This window comes from Halobacteriovorax marinus SJ, from assembly GCF_000210915.2.
GTDB lineage: Bacteria > Bdellovibrionota > Bacteriovoracia > Bacteriovoracales > Bacteriovoracaceae > Halobacteriovorax > Halobacteriovorax marinus.
Map to the genome: position 1 here is coordinate 1,281,086 of NC_016620.1, position 16,340 is coordinate 1,297,425.

A 16,340-nucleotide genomic window follows, 5' to 3' on the forward strand; every position below is an offset into this window, starting at 1 on the left:
CTAGATCCTTCTCTTTTGACGTTTTCTAATTGATTGAAGAATTTTTTCGGGAAGTCCAATCATTTGCATAACAGTATCATAAATTCCTGGGTTAATATCCCTCGATTTCTGATAAATTTTCATATGACCTTTCTTTATATTCATATCTCTAAAGAACTGGCTCTCTATTTCTATATTCTCCTTAGTCATGAACTTAACTCTTGATCTTAGTACGAAAGATATTTCATTAAACTTTATAATTTCAGCAGGAACATAAACCTTTGCGAGCTTGGATTCATCAACTGGTGTATAGGTGGGGAGTGCACTTTCTTTGGAAAACCTTTTTACAGTATTCACCAAAGTATTGTTACTTAGAGGTTTAATTAAATACCCTTGCACGCCATATTTCTTTGAGAGGAGAATGGACTCTTTAGACTTCTCACTAGAGATCATATAAATTTTTAAATATTGTAGAATCTCTCTCTCTTTTAATGAGTCCAGTAATTTAAATCCTGCCTCGTTTTCAAGATTAATATCAAGGAGAACCATATGAGGAGCATACTCAAGAATTTTCTTAAGGGCATCTTCAGTATTTGTTGCCTTTAGTACAACCACTCCTATATTGGAGAGAATCTTTTCACAGAATACGAGAATATCTAGATCGTCATCAACAACGAGAATGTATTTCTTCGTTTCCTTCAAGTTAACCTACCTTTACAAAAGATACTTGAACGTTTTCTACATAGCTCTTAAAATCATCGATTAATTTGCTGAGCTCATCATCTTTCTTTTCTTGGGCAACGAGCTCAATTGCTTTTGCAATCTTTCCAAGTTGATGAAAACCATAGCCGCCTGAACTACCGCTAACTTTGTGTCCAATTCTCTCAAGTTCAAGATACTCCCTTTTTTCATAAAAGGATTCTAGATCTACGATATCGTTTCTTCTATTCTCCAGAAAGCCAGGTACGATATCTTCGAGATCAATATCAATTTCTACAGTAAAAGATTCCACTATTACCTCCAGTCTAAATTCTTCTAATTCATTGAATTCCTATGAGCACCTCTCTATTCTGCCATGACTCTATAGATTCAATAACAATTTTTCCTCAAGATTTCTTAACTAGTAAGTATTTTCAGCTCTTTATATGCTAAAATTAATTTAGTTTACTGGCCTTTTTCCGATAGAATATAAGCGAATGAATATTGTAATTATCAAACACAGAGACTTTTCAACTGAGCGTATCCAAGAGACTTTCTCTAGCAAAGGATATACCGTCTACTCATTTGCCAATAGGGATGAAGTAACTGATTTTGTTGAACATAAATGTTCCAATCTTTTTCTTCTTCCTGCCGACGAACACGGATATGAAATTGCGAAGATGATTAGAAGCTCTAGAGTTATAGATTACAATCTATCTGCAACGCCAATTCTTTTTCTCGGTGATACTGATGACATTACAAAGAGAGTGGAATCAATCTCTTGTGGAGGTAATGATTTTGTTGAAAGAACCAACCTTGCAAAAATTATCAAAATTTCAAGAAATCTCTTAGAGCCCGATCTTGTATGGAAAGGTGCAAAGATTGTTGTAGTTGAAGATGATAGAACTTCTGCCAGAATTGTTTCTTCATATGTTGAGAATATGGGCTCAGTTGTGAATTGGTTTGAATCTGGAGATGAATGTTTAAAGTACTTATCTACTGATACTGCTGATCTACTTCTTGTCGATTACTTAATGCCAAAAATGAATGGTGCTGAATTAACTAAGAAGATTAGGAATGAACTAGGGCTGAAAGAGCTCCCTATCATTTTCACTTCTTCTACACTGGAGAAAGAAGAGATATTAGAATTTTATCGCAGTGGTGGTAACGACTATATTTCTAAGCCTTATTTAAAAGAAGAGCTTTATACAAAGATGAAGCTTCAACTCGAGAGTTCTCAAAATACGAGGTCTTTAAACGTCTATATTGAAGAGCTGAAGAACTTAAGTAATGTCAAAGATCAATTCCTTGCCGTATGTTCGCACGACTTGAAGACGCCGCTAAACTCTATTATTGGCTACTCCGATGTTTTAAAAGAAGATGCTCAAGTTGATGATGAGTCTAGAGAGTATATTGAAATTATTAATCATGCCTCTAGGGATTTACTCACTCTCGTAAATGATATTTTATCTTGCACTGAAGTTCATTTAAATGGAGAAATTGAACTAGAGGAAATAGAGCTAGTAAAAGTTGTTGAGTATATTTTAAAGCAAGTTAAAGGGACGTCCCGTAAAGAGTTTGAATATAAACTCACAATTGATACTAAGAAGCCTATCATTCGTGGCAATCTAGCAATGCTTCGAAGGGTGTTTTCAAATATTTATTCTAATGCTCACAAATTTACACCAACTGGTGGTAAGATTGAGACTCGAATTTGGGAAGAGGGTGACTTTATAAAATGTAGTATCTCAGATTCAGGTATTGGAATCCCCGAGGAACATTTAGAGAAATTATTTTATAGAATGTCTGGTGTTGGCCGTGAAGGTCTAGAGGGGCAAAAGAGTACAGGACTTGGTCTTTCCATCGTAAAAGATATTATGGAAAAACACGGTGGAAGAGTTGATGTCGAAAGTGAAGAAGATTTTGGGACAACTTTTATTTTATCTTTTTTAAACGGTAGGTAGATAATGAGAATTTTACTTTTAGATGACAGTGTAGATAATCTCAATTTACTTAAGATATACGCTAAGAAGTCTCAAGATGATTTTACGATGGTTTCAAAGCCAGACGAGGCAATGTCCCTTCTTCAGCAAGAATGTTTTGATCTCTTCTTTCTAGATATTCAGATGCCCGGTAAAGATGGCTTTGAAGTCTTAGAAAGTGTCCGTGATATTAAAAATGGAAAGGAGCTCTTTGTTTGTGCTCTAACTGCTCATACTTCTAAAGATGAAGTAGAGAAGATTCAAAAATCATCATTTGATGACTATCTTAAAAAGCCGATTCTTAGGGAAGATTTCTTAAATTATATCGAAAAGTATTCTGTTAAAGCGGCAGGTTAAAAAAAAGAGAGGACTTAAGCCTCTCTTTTCTTTTATTCTCTTATTTCTTTTTTGCTGGAGCTTTACTTGAGCTCGTTTTCTTAGAAACGGCTCTCTTCTTAGGTGTGGCCTTTTTCTTGGTCGTCTTCTTCTTTGAAGCAGAAGTAGACGCCGCTTTCTTAGTCGCTTTCTTTGCAACAGACTTTTTCTTTGTCACTTTCTTCTTAGTAGTCTTTTTCTTTTTGACTGAAGAAGTCGTGGCCTTCTTTTTCTTCTTAGTTGTAGCTGTATTCTTAGATACGTACTTCTCAACTTGCTTCTGTAATTTAGAGAGCTCTTTCATTTGCTCATCTACAAAAGACTTCGCTTTCTTGATTTCAGATTGAACAGTCTTATCTACAACTTTTTCAATCCTCTTCTTTTCAGCTTCAAACTTCTTAAGAAGGAGGTTTACGTCCTTTTCAACTAAGTTTTTCACGTCTTTTTCAGCTTTTTTTACAAAACTCTTAACTTGTTTTTGTACATCTTTTAGCTCGTTGTTTTTTACAATTTCTTCAATGTCTTTACCGACATTCTTTAATTGCTTCATAAAATCTTGAACTTTAAAATCCATTTGTTACTCCTAAGGTTAATTCTTTTTACAAATTGGAATTCTATATCCTGTTCCAAAGCTTTTAGCCTTTATTTTTATAATTGGACAGAATTGTTTTCTCTTATATTCGCTTCGTGTATACAGTTTGAAAACTTTACTTACCTCATCGGCATCAAGTCCCATTTCTATGAGGTTTTTTGTGCTTAGTCGGTAAGATAATATTCCTTCAAGAATTGTATCAAGAACGGGATACTCTGGAAGAGATTGAGAGTCTTCTTGATCTTCTCTCAACTCTGCCGATGGTGGGCGATCAATGATTCCCACAGGAATAATTTCTCCGTACTGCTTGTTAATATAGCGAGAAAGTGCGAAGACTTCTGACTTGTAGAGGTCTCCTAGTGGACTAATGGCCCCAACACTATCTCCATAGAGAGTGGAGTAGCCAACACTTAATTCAGATTTATTAGATGTATTGAGAACCATGGAATTTCTCTGGTTAGACCTTGCGTAGAGGATGGCACCTCTGAGTCTACTTTGAATATTTTCATCACAAAGACCTTCCATCGGGTCTTTAAAGACATCTTGATATTGTGTTCTCAGTGAGCTGTGAGCAAATTTAATAGGGAAAGTCGTTAACTTTACGCCAATCTTCTTACACATTTCAAACGAGAGGTCGTAACTCATGGTTGCTGAGAAAAAGCCAGGCATGAAGATCGCCTCGAGGTTTTGATCTTCTTCAAGGGAGAGTTTCATTACAGCGAGGACAAGGGCCGAATCTATTCCACCGGAAAGGGCCACATCGAAATTCTTAAAGCCTGATTTTCTAGCATATTCTTGTATTCCAAAGCGCAGTGATTGCAGGATCTCTTCGCAGTCCTGATCGCTGAGCTCTGGGATGCGGTATTGTCCTTGTTCATTCTTAGTAATATTGGCCTTAAAGAGAGATTCCCATGAGTTCACTCTATCACTTAGGGCCCTCAGAGATTTTTCAACAGGTGAGAATTTACTCATCTCAATTTTTAAAATATCTGGTTGGTAGAATTTTGCACGGTGAGTGACACTACTTCCATTAACTACAAAACTAGAACCGTCGAAGAGAATTTCATCTTCTCCGCCAACTCTATTGGTATAGAAGAAAGGGCAACAAAATAATGTAGAGATCTCAGAGGCCCTAATGAGTCTGGTCTTATCTTTTCCTAGGTAAAAAGGGGATGCAGATAAGTTGATGACTCCATCGAGAGTGATATCTTCATTTTCTGTGAGTTCGTATAATTCTTTGACTGGGTCTGTGCTGTGCATACTGCTCATCCACATATCTTCGCAGATCAATAGACCAAATTTCTTGTCTCTAAATTGGTAAATACAGCTCTCACTACCAGCGCTAAAATACTTCTGCTCGTCGAAAATATCGTAATTTGGTAAGAGCTTCTTTGTGTAAATAGGTTCTAGGGGCTTTGGTCCAAATTCAAAAATAACATTTCTAATTCTTAACGGTAATCCCTCACTGTCCATCTCGTAGTCTAATCCACCTAGTAGCAGAGTAGGGTTCAACTTATCTTGCAGAGCGTTTAGTTTCTCTAAAAAGTCATTATAGCGCTCAATAAATGACCTTTGGAGGCAGAGGTCCTGTAGGGGATAGCCCGTTAAAAAGAGCTCGGGAAAGATAAAGAGCTCTCCACTTCCTTGATTGTCCCTCAATAAGTTTTCAATATATGTAAAAATGGCATCAAAATCGCCAATTGTATGGTGAGTTTGTTGGATGTTTATTTGCATGTCCGCGTCCTAAAAGGTAAATTCTCGCTTTGTATTTATCATATTTTAGACGAAAAAACAGTAGAGTGAAAAATGAAATTTGAAGGTCAAAAAGTTCTAGTTATTGGTGCGGGTCTTGCGGGCTGTGACGCAGCGATGTTCTTAGCATCTCGTGGTGTGAAAGTTGTACTCGTTGAGTGCAAAACTCTCTTCTTAAATCCAGCGCAAAAGATGAAAACCTACGCTGAGCTAGTATGTACCAATTCTTTAAAAAGTATGTCTCCTGATACTGGTCATGGACTCTTAAAATATGAAATGAATGCAATGGGCTCTTATATTCTATCTAAAGGGATGGAATACGCTGTTCCAGCGGGAGATGCTTTAGCCGTTAATAGAGAAGAGTTCTCGGCCGCAATCACTAAAGGGCTACACGAGCATGAAAATATTGAGATCTTTGCTGAAGAAGCCGCAAACCCTCTTGAGCTGCAAAAGAGATTTGAATGCGCTTATACAATTGTTGCCACTGGGCCTTTGACCACTGAAAAACTTGAAAAATGGCTGACTCAGGATCTTACAGAAGAGGATTTCTACTTCTACGACGCCATCGCTCCTGTTGTGGATGCCGATACACTGGATTATTCGAAGCTCTATTTCAAAGATCGTCACAAAGAGTTGAGTGAGGAAGAGGGAGAGTCTGCGGATTATCTAAACGCGCCAATGAATAAAGAGCAATATGAAGACTTTATTGCTGAGCTTGTTAATGCTCAGAAAGTTCCGGCCCAAAATTTTGAAGATTATAAATTCTTTGAGAGCTGTCTGCCGGTGGACATTATGGCCGAGCGAGGAGTCGATACTGCACGCTTCTCTTGTATGAAACCAATTGGTTTAGAAAAGAGTGACGGAACACTACCATATGCCTGTGTTCAATTAAGAAAAGAGAACTTACTTGGAAGTGCATTTAACTTAGTGGGCTTTCAAACAAGACTTACTTATAAAGAACAGGTGAGAGTATTTAGAAAGATCCCTGGTTTTGAAGAGGCGAGCTTTATTCACTTGGGTTCAGTTCACCGCAATAGTTTTTTGAATTCTAAAAAATTATTAAACTTCGATTTAAGCTCTAAGAAATATGAAACAATTCACTTCGCTGGGCAGATTACTGGAGTTGAAGGTTATACAGAGAGTGCGTCCATGGGACTCTACGCTGCTTGGCAAGTACTGAGAAAGCTAGAGGGAAAGGCTCCTGTTCAGTGGCCAGTTGATACTGGTGTCGGAGCACTCGTTAACTATATTATGACAGTTCCAAAGCCTAGTCCGTCTAATATTAACTTTGGGCTTCTACCGACGATCCCTCTGACTAAGGAAGAGAGAAAGAATAGAAAAGGTAGAAAGAAGCTCAAAAAAGCAAAGGCATCACAAAGGGCCCGCGAATCATTTGATCAATTCATGAGTGAGAATAACTAAATGCAAGGTGTTTTCTATATATTAATTGCCTGCCTTTTATGGGCCTTAGATACGTTGATTAGGTATCCAATGCTAGGTGAGGGAATTTCTGCGAGCCGTATTGTATTTACTGAGCACTTAATTCTTACGATTATTTTCATTCCACTATTTCTAAGGAAAATTAAATTATTCTGGAGTGCGCGCGTCGCCTACGTCTTTTACTTTTTAATTATTGGGGGTCTTGGATCGGCCATCGGAACTCTATCTTTTACTAGGGCCTTTTCTTTAATCAATCCTTCTCTAGTTATTCTCTTACAAAAATTCCAACCTATTATTGCCATCACCATGGCGGCGATTGTTTTAAAGGAAAAGATGAGAAAGGACTTCATCATTTGGGCCATTGTCTGCTTAATTGGTGGAGGTATGATTTCTTATCACGATATTGCCAGTGGGCTTAAAGATGTGAGCTTTGACAAAGGACTTCTCGATCAAAAGTTTCTTGTCGGCTATGGATTAACTTTTCTCGCCGTCTTTAGTTGGGGCTGTTCCACTGTGTTTGGAAAAAAGCTTTCAAGTTGTGGATTTAAAGAGCAGGAGATTATGGCGGGAAGGTTCGCTATGGGCCTTATTTGTCTCTTTCCGATCTTACTGACGGGTGAAATTGAAATGGATACTAATGTGATGACTTGGTCTAAGATCTTGGCCATGGTTGTCATTTCTGGACTGCTAGGAATGTATATCTACTATAAGGGTCTCAAGCTCGTTTCAGCGAGAGTTGGGGCCATTGCGGAGATGTTCTTTCCCTTTTGCGCGGTATTAGTTAATTAGCTCTTCCTCAATCAAGCACTGACTTTTTGGCAGATTTTAGGTGGCATATTATTACTTATCGGGTCAACTGTGATACAGTTACGACATTACTGAAATTATTGGAGAATATATAATGAGTACAAAGGTACAATTACCAACATCACTTAAGGGAAAAACAATTCTTGTTGCTGGAGCCGCAGGTTTTGTTCCATCAACTCTTTGTGAATTTTATTTAAACTTAGATGCAAAAGTTATTGGCCTAGACAATTTCATTACTGGAAGTCAGTCAAACGTGGATATCTTAAATAAGTATGAGAACTTCACTTTTCACGAATGTAATATTTATGAAAAACTACCTGACTTTAGTGGAGTAGAGATCGATTATATCTTCTCACTTGCTTCTCCAGCTTCTCCAATAGACTTTGGTTTAATTCCAATGGAAATTATGCGTGTAAATAGTGAGGGAACTTTGGCCCTTCTAGAATTGGCGCTAGAGAAGAAGGCCCGCTTCTTAGAAGCTTCTACAAGTGAAGTTTATGGTGATCCAGAAGTTCACCCTCAGACAGAGGACTATGTTGGTCATGTAAATACACTTGGTCCAAGAGCTTGTTATGATGAATCAAAGAGATTTGCAGAAGCAATGACAATGAGTTTTCATAAGAAATTTGGATTAGACACAAGAATTATTAGAATCTTCAATACATATGGTCCAAGAATGAGACCAAATGATGGAAGAGTTATTCCAAACTTTATTAATCAGGCCATGAACGGAGAAGATATTACTGTTTACGGTGACGGTAGCCAGACAAGATCATTCTGCTACGTTACTGACCTTGTGGATGCTATTCACAACGTTATGTTCTCTGATGATCCAACTCCATTTAATTGTGGAAACCCAGATGAGTACACTATTTTAGATGCTGCAAAGTTTATTATTAAGGCACTAGATAGTAAGTCTAAAATCGTTTTCAAAGATCTTCCAAAAGATGATCCAAAGAGAAGAAGACCTGACCTCACAAAGCTACAAAGTGTAAGTGACTACGCTCCTAAGATTAGCTTTGAAGAGGGAATTAAAAGAACAACAGAATACTTTAAAAGTCTGTAGGAGATATTTTGAAGATCGCTATTAGCTGTGACGATTTACTAGTTAGAGATCATTACACTGAGATTGTCGAAAGCCTAGGCCTTGTCTATGAAGACGCCGAGATTTATACTCTCGTCCACAAAGAGAAGGCCATGCTGGGGACAGTTGAGCTTCGAAAGATTCACTCAACTTATCTCTCTCATAAAATCAAAGATAGAGAGCACCTGGCGCGCAACTCATTCTTAGTTCCAAACGCTGCTGTAAACCTATTTATTCCATGTACTGTTGATGTCATTATCAATATCTCAAATGGTATGTCTCAGGGGATTAGAAAGTGTGAAAATACAAAGCTAATAACATACTTCTATGACCATTATTATTTAAATAGAAAGAAGAAAGTTCTTAGAGAAAAGCTCTTTAACTCTTATGTCGCGAAGTGGTCTAAGAAGGCCCTTTGCATGAGTGACGAGATTTGGGTTCCCAATGAAAGTGTTAAAGAATTCGTCGAGTCTTTTTATTCTGGAGTTGTAAAAGTTATTGCACCTCCTTTCAATATTGCAGATTATCCTCTAACTCCTATGGAGGGGAAGGAATTTAATTACTATGCAATAAATGCAAAAGGAATGAGTGAGAAGTGTGCTGTAGAGCTCATTAGCTTTATGGGACAATATGATATGAAGTATATCTTCTTTGGTGAAGATTCTCATTTAGCTGGATTAAAGTATACTGATGACGATCCTCGTTTCTTGGGCGTGAAGTGCTCTGGTGAGTTAGCACCAATGCTTGGCAATGCCAGATGTCTCATAGATTTATCTGAGGGAGCCTTTCCTGAAGATGCCCTCAAGGCTCTCTCTAGTGGTAGACCTGCTATCTTGAAGAAGAGTGAAAATTATCAAAGTTACTTGGGAGATTTTGGTATTCTCTGGACTGATGGTGGCTTTGAAAATGTTATTGATGCCGTAAAGGATATGAATAATTTATTTCACACATTCGATAGAAGAAAGCTCTATAATATTGCGACAAACTTTCACGACATTAAGTTTAAGTCTGCTGTAAGAAGAGAGATTGATCACTTAACACATGTTGAACATACTCACGAAGCGGCCGATTGCTGCCATTGAGGTTGTAATGAAAATTATCTTTACCTTTTTACTACTTACTTCTCTTAGTTGGGCCTCCACTATTTCTGAAATAAAAAAGCGCGGACACTTAAACTGTGGTGTAAGTGAAGGGCTAACAGGCTTCTCTATTCCCAATGAAAAAGGTGAGTGGAAGGGCTTTGATGTGGATATCTGCAAGGCCATTGCTGTCGCTATTTTTAATGACACTCAAAAAGTTAAATTTATTCCAACTTCCCTAGGGGAGAGGTTTAACTCTTTGGCCAAGAAGCAAATTGATATTCTAAGTAGAAATACCTCGAGAACCTTTTCAAGAGAGGTTACAAGAGATATTGAGTTTGCCCCCGTTGTTTACTTTGATACTCAGGGAATATTAGTTTCGAAGAGATCAAAGATTAAGAAAATTAAAGATCTCGATAATAAGAAAATTTGTGTAAAGAATAATACGACCACACAACAGAACTTAATAGATTACTTCAAGCATCACAATCTACGACTTAGACAAGTTCGCTTCGATAATAATGATCAATTAGTATTAGGTTTTTTAAAGAAGCGCTGTATTGCTCTCACTTCTGATGTGACGACATTAATTTCTGAGAAAAATCACTTTCAAAATTCAAAAAGTTTTACTCTCTTATCTGAGCGAATTGAAAAAGAACCTCTTGCCCCTGTCATTTTATCTGGCGATAGAAGATGGAAGAACCTAGTTGATTGGACTATTTATAGTTTAATTTGGGCAGAGGAATTAGGTGTTAGCTCATCTAATATTGAAGCAATGAAAACAAGCGCTGACCCTAGAGTGAAGCGCTTCTTTGGGGAGGGCTTCAATTTTGAGAAAATGCTTGGTGTCTCAAATGGGTGGACGGGAAATATCATTTCTAAGATTGGGAATTACTCTGAGGTTTTTCACCGAAACCTAGGGCGCGATAGCAATCTAAAAATCCCACGCGGACTTAACTCTCTTTGGAAAGATGGTGGTATTCTCTATTCTCCGCCAATGAAGTAAGTATGGGTCAGGGAAGCTTTGTCTTTGAGAGTGAAGTAGAATCTTTCTTAGATGGTATGATCGAATACTATCCAAACTTTTTTAAAGATGATGAGTTTTCCTATTTAAAAGAGAAGCTTAATTGGAGGAAGGATTTAATTACAATCTTTGGTAAAACAAATCCTATTCCTAGGTTACACTGCTGGTATGGCGACCAAGGTATTAATTACGAGTATTCCAATATTCATCTTCCTCGCAATGATTGGTCAAGTGAGTTAATTAAAATCAAAGATGAGATAGAAGAAAAGGTAAGCACTCGCTTTAATGGAATGCTTGCGAATTACTATAGAGATGGTAGCGACTATGTCTCTTGGCACAGTGATGATGAGAAGAGTCTTGGGCCAAATCCAACCATTGCCTGTGCTAGTTTTGGAGGACCGAGAGTTTTCTCCCTTAAGAATAGAAAGTCAGGTGAGTTAATTAAAATAAATCTACAGGGACGAAGCCTGCTCATAATGCACCCTCCAACACAAAGAGAGTGGCTCCATCAAATTCCTAAATCCAAAGTATTTGAAGATGAGAGAATTAGTTTAACATTTCGTTTTGTTCACCAATAAATCTTGATAACCTTAGACAACTCTTATACATTACTAGGTGATTAGGAGTAAGAAAATGGGTAAATACAATATTAAAATTGCCTCAAACTTATCTGGAGTTGGAACTCACACATTGAGAGCTTGGGAGAAGCGCTATCTTGCAGTTGTTCCTGCTAGAAGTTCTACCGGCAGAAGACTCTATAGTGATGACGATATTGAAAAGCTCCAAATCTTAAATGAGCTCTGCGCCCTAGGCAATAGTATTGGATCCATTGCAAATAAAGATATCTCCGAATTAAAGTCCCTACTTTCAAAGATGGGAAAAACTAGAGTTGTAACAAAGAGAGAAAAATTCAAAGTAAGCTCTTCTGTCGAAGTGAATAACTCTCTTAAAAAAGTTTTAGAGGCCATTGGAAATTATCAAATAGAGGTCTTATCCAAGGAAATTGGAATTTTAAAAAACTCATTAAGCTCTAGAGACTTAGCGCTAAAAATCCTCTCTCCTCTCTTAGAAGAATTAAGACATAGAGTGGAGCTTAAAAAACTCTCTATTGCTCAAGAGCACGCTCTATTATCGATGGTAAAGTTTCATGTGGGCGATATCATTTATGAGAGCTACGAGAATAAGAGCAAGAATCCAAACTCCCTCTCTATTGCTACACCTAGTGGTGAGTTAGATGAATTTGATATTATCTTATTTTCTCTTTTGTGTTCTCACTACGGAGTAAAGTTCTACTACCTAGGATCTAATCTTCCATTGGCACCACTTATAGATGCAACAAAGTCATTTGAAGCAAATATTATTCTCCTATCAATTCGATCTGATAAATCAAAGAGCTATATAGAACAGCTACATAAGAAATTAGATTTAGATTGTAGTCTGTGGGTGAGTGGAGCTCAGAAGATTTCAGACTCACAAGTTTCATCTAGTGAAAACTTTAGATCAATTACTGATTTATTTCACTTAGACACTTGTTTAAAAGAGCTTGGACAAAGCTAAGACAAGTCTTTTAATCCACCATTGGTAACTCTTTGAGATTTTTGAAATCAGAGTATTTCTTATAAAAACTCCTTATTTTCTAAAAGTAAATGCCGTTATATTTAAACGAATCTTTTTAGAGAATATATTTATGAATCTTGCTTCCATAACTTCTACATTCTTTATCCTTTGCCTTTTCACTTCTTGTCTAAAGAAGTCACCTTTAGATAAGTATACTGTTGGGCAATGTTTTAAAGAAGTTCACAATAATTATGCCAGCTATGCAAAGAGTGAAGAGAGGATTTATAGAATCGAGGGAATTACTGAATCGAATTTAAAAATTTCTACTTGGTATGATCGTTATTGGATTTATCAAGGAGAGAAAGATCCAACTTATTTTAATAATAGATCTATCTTCACATACTCTAAGACCCCTTGCCCTGGCTCACGGGCGAATGCGAGTATTGCCGATAAGATTCAAGGGATTGATCTTAAGAATCAGTAAATTTACTTAGATCATTTATAAAAGACTTAAAATTATTTTCTAAATTCTCTAGTGGAGTATTGTCTACAAAGGAAAGAACTTCTGTCACGGCCTCAAGTGTACTAAAGCCACCCTCTCTTTGTTTTCTAATTTTTGAATAACTGGAAACTCTTTCTAATTCTAAATGAATGCAGGGAATTTCACTCAAGAACGAGTTAAGTTGAAATATCTTAAAGGCCTTTTTCCAAGTTCCATCTATGAAGATAAAATTATAAGATTTATTTTTGGAGAAGTTCATTTGTGTAAGCTCACACGAAGACTCACTCGGATAAATTAAGATATTTTCAAAGTCTTTCAATAAGACATCATCTTTCTCGAAAATCTCTGAGTCTATGAGACGAATTCTTTGTAGTGATAGCTTTAAAATACCAGCTGTCCCTTTTATATTTTTAATTTCACTTGGGTGTCTTAGAATTGTTATAAATGAGTCATTTGCAACTTCAGTTGCATACTTACAAATACAACCCCCAAGGGCCTTTTCACATTTGGGACAATATTCACGACTCATTTCATACCTACATTTAGTTCTAGTAATCTAAATGGCCTAGGGCCTTCTGTCCATAATCTATTTAAATCTTACACTTAGACAAAGAGCTGCTCAATTTCAAGATTTCAATTAGTTAACTATCAATGTATAAGATTTGTTAATAGTTCTTACATTGACTTTAAGAAAGACTACTGGTATTCTAAATATCTTTGATTGAGTTGATATTGAGAAAATGAAAGAACTCACGAAAGAGATAAGGTTATAGCAAGGAGTGATTATGAGCTTAAAAGAGAGAATGAGACTAGAAGAAATTGAAAGTGAATCTCTACTTAGAAAACCGCAATGGCACGTTAAGGAAGAAGAAAACGAGGCCGAAATCGTAAAAATTAATCATCTAGAGGATGAGCTTCTTCAAGAAACAAAAGTAGCAAGGGCCAAGTAGGTTACCTTAGTTTTGATTTTACACATCTAGTGAGTTTCTTATCATTCCATTGATAAGAGCTCTCACACTCAGACAGAATATTTTCAGTAAAGGACTCGCAAGTGCTGGCAGCACTAAATCTCGGGTCCTTTCTTTTTTCCATACAAAAGAATTTTAAGTTTTGCTCAACTTCAATTCTTTGTTCATCAGGATTTGTTGGAATAATTGAAGGCCTAGGCTTAGGCCTTGTTCTCTTTGGCGTTACATATCTCTTAGGGGAGATTCTTCTAACTTTTTTACGACCGCTCTTTGCGTTCTCTAAATCTTCAAGTCGAAGCTTTCTGTAGCGCTCAATCGCGTTCTCTCTCTCGATCTCTTCAAAGCTCTTTACTGTTTCTTTTGAATACGTTTTAGGCCCTTCTTTCATTGTTACCGATGAACAGGAAGTAAGTATAAGCAATGTCGTTAGTGGTATAAATTTCTTAAAAATCATTAATGGTACTTATGAGATCTGGCTGATCAATAAAAGGATTTCTATTATTTTGATATTCAAATATTTTCTGATTTCTCTCGCGCTCTTCGTTGTCAACTGGATCTTCTTGATTCCAATTTCTTAGATAGCGCTCTTGAATCTCATCAATAGGTAATTTGAATCTAACTGAGAAGTAGAACATGGCCCTAGCAACATTCCCTTTATGAGAAGCTGGAGGTTCAAATGCAGTCAGGCTTGTACCTATAGCATTTCCTCTAAGTGAAGAATCACAATTTTCATTGATAACCCTACCATTGACTTCGGCAAACATATGATTGCCTCTTGAGCTATTGGCCCTATTGTTGACAGGATAGAGGTGGTGAAGATCTGTTTTTTGAAGTGATTTACTCATGCTTGGATTGAACTTACTCTGCGGCCACGTGTGTTCACAGTTCATAACAGATGAAGAAGGTATCTTTCCTGGGCCTACACCATAGTTACTTCCATAATTATTTTCACAGTAAAGATCTTTTACAAAATGTCTTCCTCTATAATCTTTCTCTAAATGTAGATTTCCAAAAAGCTCTATTCTTGCAGCTTTATAAGAGATACTTCTCTTTTGCGAGTAGCACTTTTGATTCTTAAGACATTTACTTGTGATGAGGTCTTTATCTTCTGTTCTTATATGATAATAGCTCATGACCTTAAAAAGCTCTTCTTTCAATTGATCGGAACTTAGAGAGTTGCTTTCAATTTGTTGAATGAGTTTACTAGGGTAGTAGTTAAAGTCTTTCAATGCCGCTAAAGCATGAAAGTTGATTAAAATTGCAGACAAAAACACTATAGTTTTTAAGTTCATGATCCATCCTTGGATTTGTTCTTAAGACTAGTCTAACAAAGCTTTTCTCCATGGCCAAGAATTTATCGATACTTTTTTCTTACATCTCTTTAGTTTGCACTAATAGAGACTCCTGTTATTATTAAAGAATCCATAATTTACAGAGAAAGGAAAACACTATGAGCTACAATAGTAGAATTACAGGAGTTGGTTCTTACGTTCCACCACAGATTTATAAGAATTCAGACATTGAAGAGATGATGGATACATCTAATGAATGGATTATTCAAAGGACTGGAATTGAACAAAGACATTGGGTTGATGAAAACACGAGCACTTCAGACTTAGCTCTTGAGGCTTCAAAAATTGCTATTAAAGATGCAGGTCTTGAGGCCAGCGATATAGATATGATTGTATTTGCAACTTTAAGTCCCGATCACGACTTTCCGGGAACAGGTTGTTTTCTTCAGGCAAAATTAGGAATTGAAGATGTGACAGCATTTGATATTCGTCAACAGTGTACTGGTTTCCTCTATGGGCTAAGTATGGCAGATAAATTTGTTCAGTCAGGTAGCCATAAGAATGTTCTAGTTGTCGGAGCTGAAGTACATTCAAAGGGACTAGATAAGACTCCAAATGGTAGAGCAGTTTCAGTTTTATTTGGAGATGGAGCAGGTGCGGTTGTTGTTTCGCGTACCGAAGTTAAAGATAAGACTAAAGACCCACATATTATGACAACTAATCTTCATGCGGACGGCTCTTATGCTAAGGAGTTATGGGTTGCTGCTCCTGGATCTGCTGTAGGACCAGATAGAATGAGTCACGCACTTGTTGATGAAGGACTACACTTTCCATTTATGAATGGAAAAACTGTCTTTGTTCATGCTGTGAAGCGCATGGCAGAAACTTTGATGTTATCTTGTAAAGAAATGGGTGTGGGAATCGAAGATGTTGATCTCTTCCTATTTCATCAAGCAAATTTGAGAATTAATTCCAAGGTTGCGGAAGTTTTAAAAATCCCTGAAGATAAAATTTTCAATACAATTCAAAAGTATGGAAATACAACGGCCGCGACAATACCTCTGGGGATGCACGATGCTATTAAGGCCAATAAGTTAAAGAAGGGAATGCTAGTTGCTAGTGCTGCTTTTGGAAGTGGTTTTACTTGGGCATCTGGGCTTTGGCGATACTAGAAATTAGAGAAGCTCTTCTTAAGAGAGAAGAGCTTC

The 16,340-nt window shown here is 36.9% G+C and carries 19 protein-coding genes; 12 read left to right on the forward strand and 7 right to left on the reverse strand.

Annotated elements, in window-relative coordinates:
• Both BMS_RS06270 and BMS_RS06275 read right to left on the reverse strand, forming a co-directional pair.
• Complete coding sequence (locus BMS_RS06270; RefSeq protein WP_014243963.1) at positions 1-681, reverse strand: response regulator; 681 nt, start codon at positions 679-681, stop codon at positions 1-3.
• 1 nt (position 682) lies between these two features.
• Positions 683-991: an Hpt domain-containing protein gene (locus BMS_RS06275; RefSeq protein ID WP_014243964.1), complete on the reverse strand. Its 309-nt coding sequence runs from the start codon at positions 989-991 to the stop codon at positions 683-685.
• A 184-nt stretch (positions 992-1,175) separates the two neighbouring features.
• On the opposite strand from BMS_RS06275, the gene BMS_RS06280 reads away from it, so the two are divergent.
• Positions 1,176-2,642, forward strand: a complete 1,467-nt coding sequence (locus BMS_RS06280) for a response regulator (RefSeq protein WP_014243965.1) — start codon at positions 1,176-1,178, stop codon at positions 2,640-2,642.
• Positions 2,643-2,645: 3 nt separating this feature from the next.
• Positions 2,646-3,017: a response regulator gene (locus tag BMS_RS06285; protein WP_014243966.1), complete on the forward strand. Its 372-nt coding sequence runs from the start codon at positions 2,646-2,648 to the stop codon at positions 3,015-3,017.
• Positions 3,018-3,057: 40 nt separating this feature from the next.
• On the opposite strand, the gene BMS_RS06290 is transcribed toward BMS_RS06285, so the two are convergent.
• Both BMS_RS06290 and nadE read right to left on the reverse strand, forming a co-directional pair.
• Positions 3,058-3,609, reverse strand: a complete 552-nt coding sequence (locus tag BMS_RS06290; protein ID WP_014243967.1) for a hypothetical protein — start codon at positions 3,607-3,609, stop codon at positions 3,058-3,060.
• 15 nt (positions 3,610-3,624) lie between these two features.
• Positions 3,625-5,361 (reverse strand): NAD(+) synthase, encoded by a 1,737-nt coding sequence (gene nadE, locus BMS_RS06295; protein WP_014243968.1) that lies wholly within the window; start codon positions 5,359-5,361, stop codon positions 3,625-3,627.
• A gap of 72 nt (positions 5,362-5,433) precedes the next feature.
• Here nadE and trmFO point away from each other — a divergent pair, with 72 nt between their 5' ends.
• The 8 genes from trmFO (at position 5,434) to BMS_RS06335 (ending at position 12,854) form a co-directional block, all read left to right on the forward strand.
• On the forward strand, positions 5,434-6,801 hold the full coding sequence (trmFO, locus tag BMS_RS06300; RefSeq protein WP_014243969.1) for a methylenetetrahydrofolate--tRNA-(uracil(54)-C(5))-methyltransferase (FADH(2)-oxidizing) TrmFO: 1,368 nt from the start codon (positions 5,434-5,436) through the stop codon (positions 6,799-6,801).
• The gene (locus BMS_RS06305) at positions 6,802-7,608 is read left to right on the forward strand and encodes a DMT family transporter (protein ID WP_014243970.1); all 807 of its coding nucleotides are present in this window, start codon (positions 6,802-6,804) and stop codon (positions 7,606-7,608) included.
• Positions 7,609-7,720: 112 nt separating this feature from the next.
• Positions 7,721-8,692, forward strand: a complete 972-nt coding sequence (locus BMS_RS06310) for an NAD-dependent epimerase/dehydratase family protein (protein ID WP_014243971.1) — start codon at positions 7,721-7,723, stop codon at positions 8,690-8,692.
• Positions 8,693-8,700: 8 nt separating this feature from the next.
• Complete coding sequence (locus BMS_RS06315) at positions 8,701-9,792, forward strand: glycosyltransferase family protein (protein WP_014243972.1); 1,092 nt, start codon at positions 8,701-8,703, stop codon at positions 9,790-9,792.
• 7 nt (positions 9,793-9,799) lie between these two features.
• Positions 9,800-10,795 (forward strand): amino acid ABC transporter substrate-binding protein, encoded by a 996-nt coding sequence (locus BMS_RS06320; RefSeq protein WP_044557351.1) that lies wholly within the window; start codon positions 9,800-9,802, stop codon positions 10,793-10,795.
• Positions 10,753-11,391 (forward strand): alpha-ketoglutarate-dependent dioxygenase AlkB family protein, encoded by a 639-nt coding sequence (locus tag BMS_RS06325; RefSeq protein ID WP_014243974.1) that lies wholly within the window; start codon positions 10,753-10,755, stop codon positions 11,389-11,391. Before BMS_RS06320 ends, BMS_RS06325 begins: the two co-directional genes overlap by 43 nt.
• A gap of 55 nt (positions 11,392-11,446) precedes the next feature.
• Positions 11,447-12,370, forward strand: a complete 924-nt coding sequence (locus BMS_RS06330) for a MerR family transcriptional regulator (RefSeq protein ID WP_044557352.1) — start codon at positions 11,447-11,449, stop codon at positions 12,368-12,370.
• Positions 12,371-12,500: 130 nt separating this feature from the next.
• Positions 12,501-12,854 (forward strand): hypothetical protein, encoded by a 354-nt coding sequence (locus BMS_RS06335; protein WP_014243976.1) that lies wholly within the window; start codon positions 12,501-12,503, stop codon positions 12,852-12,854.
• Here the strand turns inward: BMS_RS06335 and BMS_RS06340 are convergent.
• Entirely contained in the window at positions 12,841-13,401 is a 561-nt protein-coding gene (locus tag BMS_RS06340) for a tRNA-uridine aminocarboxypropyltransferase (protein WP_014243977.1), read from the reverse strand. The genes BMS_RS06335 and BMS_RS06340 overlap by 14 nt on opposite strands.
• Before the next feature lie 256 nt (positions 13,402-13,657).
• Here BMS_RS06340 and BMS_RS17595 point away from each other — a divergent pair, with 256 nt between their 5' ends.
• Positions 13,658-13,822: a hypothetical protein gene (locus tag BMS_RS17595; protein WP_157765698.1), complete on the forward strand. Its 165-nt coding sequence runs from the start codon at positions 13,658-13,660 to the stop codon at positions 13,820-13,822.
• 1 nt (position 13,823) lies between these two features.
• On the opposite strand, the gene BMS_RS06345 is transcribed toward BMS_RS17595, so the two are convergent.
• Both BMS_RS06345 and BMS_RS06350 read right to left on the reverse strand, forming a co-directional pair.
• A complete protein-coding gene (locus BMS_RS06345) occupies positions 13,824-14,294 on the reverse strand; it encodes a hypothetical protein (RefSeq protein ID WP_014243979.1) in 471 nt (156 codons plus the stop codon).
• Positions 14,284-15,132 (reverse strand): endonuclease I family protein, encoded by an 849-nt coding sequence (locus tag BMS_RS06350; RefSeq protein WP_044557353.1) that lies wholly within the window; start codon positions 15,130-15,132, stop codon positions 14,284-14,286. The genes BMS_RS06345 and BMS_RS06350 overlap by 11 nt, the downstream gene beginning before the upstream one ends.
• 158 nt (positions 15,133-15,290) lie before the next feature.
• On the opposite strand from BMS_RS06350, the gene BMS_RS06355 reads away from it, so the two are divergent.
• Positions 15,291-16,304, forward strand: a complete 1,014-nt coding sequence (locus tag BMS_RS06355; RefSeq protein ID WP_014243981.1) for a 3-oxoacyl-ACP synthase III family protein — start codon at positions 15,291-15,293, stop codon at positions 16,302-16,304.
• The last annotated feature ends 36 nt before the right edge of the window (positions 16,305-16,340 follow it).